Here is a 5,113-nt window from a genome sequence, read left to right on the forward strand (position 1 = left end):
CCCCGGTATCAGTTCATCCAGCGCGGCTGCTTTGTTCATGGCTTTGATGATATCCCGTTTCAGGAAATCAACATGTCGGTTTTCCAGTTCCGGAAAACGCCGCTGCACCGACAGGGGGATCCCGTCGAGAATACTGGCAATTTCACCTGCGATCCGCGACAGCACGAAAGTACAGAATGCGGTTTCCACCACTTCAGCTGAGTCTCTGGCATTCTTCAGTTCCTGTGCGTCGGCCTGCGCACGCGTAAGTCGATGGCGTTCGTACTCAATAGTCCCTGGCTGGAGATCTGCCTCGCTGGCCTGGCGCAGTTCTTCAACCTCCCGGCGCAGCTTTTCGTTCTCAATTTCAGCATCCCTTTCGGCATACCATTTTATAACGGCGGCAGAGTCATAAAGCACCTCATTACCCTTGCCACCGCCTCGCAGAAAGGGCATTCCCTGCTCCTGCCAGTTCTGAATGGTACGGATACTCGCACCGAAAATATCAGCCAGCTGCTTTTTGTTGACTTCCATTGTTCATTCCACGGACAAAAACAGAGAAAGGAAACGACAGAGGCCAAAAAGCCCGATTTCAGCACCTGTCGTTTCCTTTCTTTTCAGGGGGTGTTTTAAATAAAAACATTAGGTTACGGCGAAGAAGAACGGAAACGCCTTAAACCGGAAAATTTTCATAAATAGCGAAAACCCGCGAGGTCGCCGCCCCGTAACCTGTCGGATCGCCGGAAAGGACCCACCAAAAATGATAATGATTGTCAAATACGTTTATCACACTGATATTCAGAATCACTACTGAAAGACTCCCTTTGTGGTGCGCGAGGGATGCGCATAAAAAAACCACCAGCAAATGCCAGTGGCTAAAGATATTCATTGCGAATAACCATCACAAAACAACTTAACTCGTGAGGGTAGAAATTTTACTCGAGGCCAAATTTCTTCTTTAAATAGGCCTTCGTTAACTCCAGCCCAACATCTTTGATTGTACTCAAAGGGGCATCGCTCATTGACTTTAATTTCTCAAAAACCGTAGGTTCATTTAATGCCTGGGCGAATTCTTGTCCCTGCGCAGATAGTCGCACGTCGGTACCCATATCTAGCATATGGCCACAATGGCGCATGTAGCCCAGTTTAGTTATGTCATCCGTTATTAGATCTTTATTACTGATATAACCTTGCTCAATAAGAAGTAGATAATGAAACATCCCTTCATTCGAGCAGATATCGTACCCCGCATTAGCTAAGTCTTTTGTAGATATAAAGGGAGTTTTCGCTTTCAAAAATACCTCAAGCATCCCCTTCATGTATTCTAAATTTTTAACCACAAAAACCTCCTTAGGATAATTGGAGGTCTAGAATACCGTTTGCAAGCACGTTGATAAATCATTATCACAGGCACTCAATGAATGCCTGCTGTAATTGCGTACGGTAATGAACGTAAAAAACCGCCCGAGGTATATTTAGACATTAGATGGCGCTTTGTCAGTATAGACCCGGTACGCCCTGACAAACATCCCGTTACATTCAGAGTCCGCCTTGATATACGCCAATTCGTAACCCCGATGCTTTAGCTCTTCACGAGCTCTTTTCTCTTCCTTAGCCATGAAGTTAAGATCTTTAATTTCTGAGTAGGTATATGTTCCCACTATAAAATCTCTGCCTGGCCGTCCATTTATCAGTTCCATGTGTCCTCCCAAAAAGTTGGTAGTCAGAACATACCATGCTAAGCGAGGTGAAAGCACCTTTATCAAGCCCCCCGCAGATAGACTTTGTAATGGAGAGTCATTGAGTAGTTCTCGTAATTCTTTGATTTTCCGCACACTCGTGCAGAAGGAGTTCCCCGTCGGGCTACGGTCATGGTTAATGCGGGAATACAGCGACGATACAGCGCATGATGTGTCAGGCTTGAATACCTTTATCCGTTAAAAGGGATATCAGTTAAGTTATCCCGTGTAGGGTATAAGCCATTGTCGAGACCACTCATTGAATGGCCTCTGCAATAACCGATGTCTTTCCATCAGTCCGCCACCACAAAGAATCTTTTTTGCCTTAAGGCAGGAGCTTCATCTTTCAGTGGCTGCCAGTGTTATTTCCCCACTTACTGGCTTGGGTTGTTTCGTGGTACTGCCGTTAACTGGTGGCCCAGAATAAATTCCGGTTTCATTATCAAGCCCACCCGTAAATGGGCTTTGTAATGGCTACTTCACTTTTGCTTTTGCTTTTGCTTCCGCTCGCTTACGCCGGCGCTCTTCTTTCCTCTCGGCTTTTGCCATGTCCATGAATGCCTGCATGATCGAGTTCCGCATCATGTAGCTAACAAAGTGATGATTGACACAGCCGTTGAGGCGCAGCTGCTCGCCAAACTCATCCACCGAGGCCAATGCTTCCATCATGCCCTTCTCGCCTTTCATGAACTCTGAGAAGTCGCGCCCCGCTCTGGAGGCGCATTCAATGACACGATCACTCATCCCGGAAGCCCGGGGATCGTAATCTGCAGCTGGTTAGCCAGGGAGTTAATCTCAGCGACCAACACTGGCTTCGTATAGCGCCATGCTGCCAGCCCTTGTCCGCAGAAGCTCGCCATGTCTTTCTTCTGGTCAAACTCATGACATTTCATGTTGAGCTGCGCACTTAAGCTGTTGCGATGCTGAAGTTCTCCGGTGAAGTAGTCATTGAGGACTTTATAGGCCGCGTACTTGAACCCGGGGTTTAACCAAGCCGCATAATCGTAAGCAACAAACTTCCCGCCATATGTTCCACCGTGTACACCGCGCTCAGTAAAAACCACAGATTCGTGGTTTTTCTCCAGCTCGGCTAAGAACTCTTTGGTCTGCTTGTTTCGCAGGTAGTGGTAAGGCGATTCAGATTCACTTTTACCACTGGCTTTCCACATATCAGTGAGGCAGATCATGCCATCTTCACCGATACGAATTGGTTGATTGAAGAGGGTTAATGATTTCATAGCGTGTACCTACTCTTTGAAATGAACCTTTGCCGCACAGGAAACCAGCCCACCGAGGCTCGCCAGCACTAACTGGTATCCTCAAAGGCCCATTCCAAAGGGGCAGGTTCGGTGTAAAAAACATGCGTTGCGGTACGCATTTATTGCAAAAAGCCCCGCATCGCGAGGCTCATTAAATGGACTTTGTGATTTGCAAAAAAATTATTTCAGGCATTGCGTCCTGATGTATTCCTGCAGGTAGTTAACCTGCGCGGTTATCTTGTCGATTCCACTTCGGAGACGGTAATAATTGAGTTCAGCATCTGCTGTAAGTCCTGGGCTTTCTCCATTGCCCATGCCGCTGGCTCCGGTCGTTGACTTTGCACAGGTGGCGGCGACTTGCAGGCGCTTACGCCCAGCAGAAACATCAGCACGGAGACTTTCGATAGTCGCGTTAGCATCAGCAAGCTCCTTTGTGTATCTTGCGTCGAGTTCTGCTACATCACGTTGACGCTTCCGCATGTCAGCGATGGTGGCGTTCGCCTTCTCCAGTTCACTGGCCTTGTTATCGCGCTGCTCTTTGTAGGCGATTGCGTTATCACGGTAATGATTAACAGCCAATGACAGGCAGACGATGATGCAGATAACCAGAGCGGAGATAATCGCGGTTAACCGACTCATGACATCAACACTCCAACGGCCAGAAACCACGGCCACGCATCGTTGCCATTGAATGCGAGCAACGCTGCCATGAAAAAGCAAATCATGCTCATTGTTGCACCCACAAACAGATTTCACGCTCAATCTCACGACGAGTCATGAGACCTTTCCATTGCTTACCGCCAGCATATGTCCAGCGACGTAGCTGATCACATGCGCCTTTGATATCGCCCTGGTTTATTTTGCGAAGAAGCGTCGATGTTCTAAAATTGCCAGCACCCACGTTGTAAACGAATGAGTAAAGAGCGCCGCGCGTTGTTTCCGGTATATCGACTTTGATGTACGGGTTAATTTGTCTGGCGACAGTGGCAAGGTCTTTATTCAGGAGGGCTTTGCACTCTGCTTCGGTATACGTTTTACCAGGAATGATGTCTTTTCCTGTATGCCCGTAACATACAGTCCATACACCAACTATGTCTTTGTAAGGATTATGTCTCACACCCTCCAGACCATCGTTACCACTTGGGCCAGTGATTAGCACAGATGCTATAGCAATAGCCCCGCCACCAATAGCAGCAGCAACGGCTTTTCGTAATGATGGAGGCATTATTCACCTCTCGCAGCCTTGCGCTTATCTTCTTTAATCTTGAAATAAAGGTTTGTCAGGTACGTCAGCAGGCCAAATACCAGGCTACCTAGCACACCTATTGCTGCCCACTGTGAGGGCGTGACTTTATCGAGCAGCTGTAAAAACCAGTAACCGGCACTACCTGCTGAGGTGCCATAGGCGACACCCGTTGTTAACTTATCCATGGATTTCATAACCCCACCTCGCAGATGCGGGTGCTGTGTAATGGAAATAAAAAGGCCACCTGCGTGGCCACCAGATTATTTCCCCACCAGCTCATTTATCTCTTTCACTGTCTGGTTAAACCGCTCTGACTCAAGCTCAACACCTAAGGCCCGACGCCCCAGCGCCATTGCTGCTTTTATTGTGGAACCGGATCCCATAAAAAAATCAGCAACCAGACCACCAGGTCGACTACTGGCATTGATTATTTGCCTGAGCATATCCGCCGGTTTCTCACACGGATGTTTACCCGGGTAGAACTGAACGGGTTTATGCATCCAGACATCGGTATAAGGCACGGAGACTGATACGGAGAAATAGCGCCGGAGAGATTTAAACTCATCCAGCAATTCAGAATATTTGCGATTCAGTGAATCATAAGATGCCACCAGCTGGTGGTGTGGTTGTTCCAGTTGTTGTTCCTGAAACTTCTCTGCCGCTATACGGGAAAACAGTGCCTGTAACTTCCGATAGTCAGCCTCATTCGGCAACTGCCACTGACTGGCACCAAACCAGTGGGAAACCATATTTTTCTTACCTGTGGCTTCGGCAATTTGTTTTGCCGTTATACCCAGTTCGGCACGAGCATCCCTGAAATACGATATCAGCGGTGCCATTATGTGCTGTTTGAGTTCCCTTTCTTTTGCCGCATAGCCGTCACTTTTGCC

General features: G+C 47.9%; 8 protein-coding genes. All 8 read right to left on the reverse strand.

The genetic code is table 11. The features are described 5' to 3' along the window. Positions 1-513 (reverse strand): DNA-packaging protein (locus tag K0778_RS24745; RefSeq protein WP_153520326.1); only part of this gene is annotated, 513 nt, incomplete at its 3' end. A 401-nt stretch (positions 514-914) separates the two neighbouring features. Further along, positions 915-1,319 carry a hypothetical protein gene (locus tag K0778_RS24750; RefSeq protein WP_000240372.1) on the reverse strand — a complete coding sequence of 135 codons (405 nt, stop codon included), beginning with the start codon at positions 1,317-1,319 and terminating at the stop codon, positions 915-917. Positions 1,320-2,192: 873 nt separating this feature from the next. After that, positions 2,193-2,462 carry a hypothetical protein gene (locus K0778_RS24755; protein WP_001283923.1) on the reverse strand — a complete coding sequence of 90 codons (270 nt, stop codon included), beginning with the start codon at positions 2,460-2,462 and terminating at the stop codon, positions 2,193-2,195. Beyond that, a complete protein-coding gene (locus tag K0778_RS24760) occupies positions 2,459-2,956 on the reverse strand; it encodes a KilA-N domain-containing protein (protein WP_063117276.1) in 498 nt (165 codons plus the stop codon). The genes K0778_RS24755 and K0778_RS24760 overlap by 4 nt, the downstream gene beginning before the upstream one ends. A 201-nt stretch (positions 2,957-3,157) precedes the next feature. Then, a complete protein-coding gene (locus K0778_RS24765) occupies positions 3,158-3,616 on the reverse strand; it encodes a lysis protein (RefSeq protein ID WP_063117277.1) in 459 nt (152 codons plus the stop codon). 88 nt (positions 3,617-3,704) lie between these two features. Beyond that, positions 3,705-4,202: a lysozyme RrrD gene (gene rrrD / locus K0778_RS24770; RefSeq protein ID WP_063117278.1), complete on the reverse strand. Its 498-nt coding sequence runs from the start codon at positions 4,200-4,202 to the stop codon at positions 3,705-3,707. Further along, positions 4,202-4,417, reverse strand: coding sequence for a phage lysis protein EssD (gene essD, locus K0778_RS24775; protein WP_000839596.1), 216 nt, complete (start codon positions 4,415-4,417; stop codon positions 4,202-4,204). Before essD ends, rrrD begins: the two co-directional genes overlap by 1 nt. Before the next feature lie 66 nt (positions 4,418-4,483). Next, positions 4,484-5,113 (reverse strand): site-specific DNA-methyltransferase (locus K0778_RS24780; protein ID WP_153449151.1); only part of this gene is annotated, 630 nt, incomplete at its 5' end.

Origin of the sequence: Escherichia sp. XD33 (assembly GCF_019375075.1) — a bacterium.
In the GTDB taxonomy this organism is placed as follows: domain Bacteria; phylum Pseudomonadota; class Gammaproteobacteria; order Enterobacterales; family Enterobacteriaceae; genus Enterobacter; species Enterobacter flexneri_A.

Coding starts and splice junctions, on each gene's coding strand:
- K0778_RS24755 (WP_001283923.1), bottom strand. CDS start 2,462: ATGAGTGATCGTGTCATTGAATGCGCCTCCAGAGCGGGGCGCGACTTC.
- K0778_RS24765 (WP_063117277.1), bottom strand. CDS start 3,616: ATGAGTCGGTTAACCGCGATTATCTCCGCTCTGGTTATCTGCATCATC.
- K0778_RS24760 (WP_063117276.1), bottom strand. CDS start 2,956: ATGAAATCATTAACCCTCTTCAATCAACCAATTCGTATCGGTGAAGAT.
- rrrD (WP_063117278.1), bottom strand. CDS start 4,202: ATGCCTCCATCATTACGAAAAGCCGTTGCTGCTGCTATTGGTGGCGGG.
- essD (WP_000839596.1), bottom strand. CDS start 4,417: ATGAAATCCATGGATAAGTTAACAACGGGTGTCGCCTATGGCACCTCA.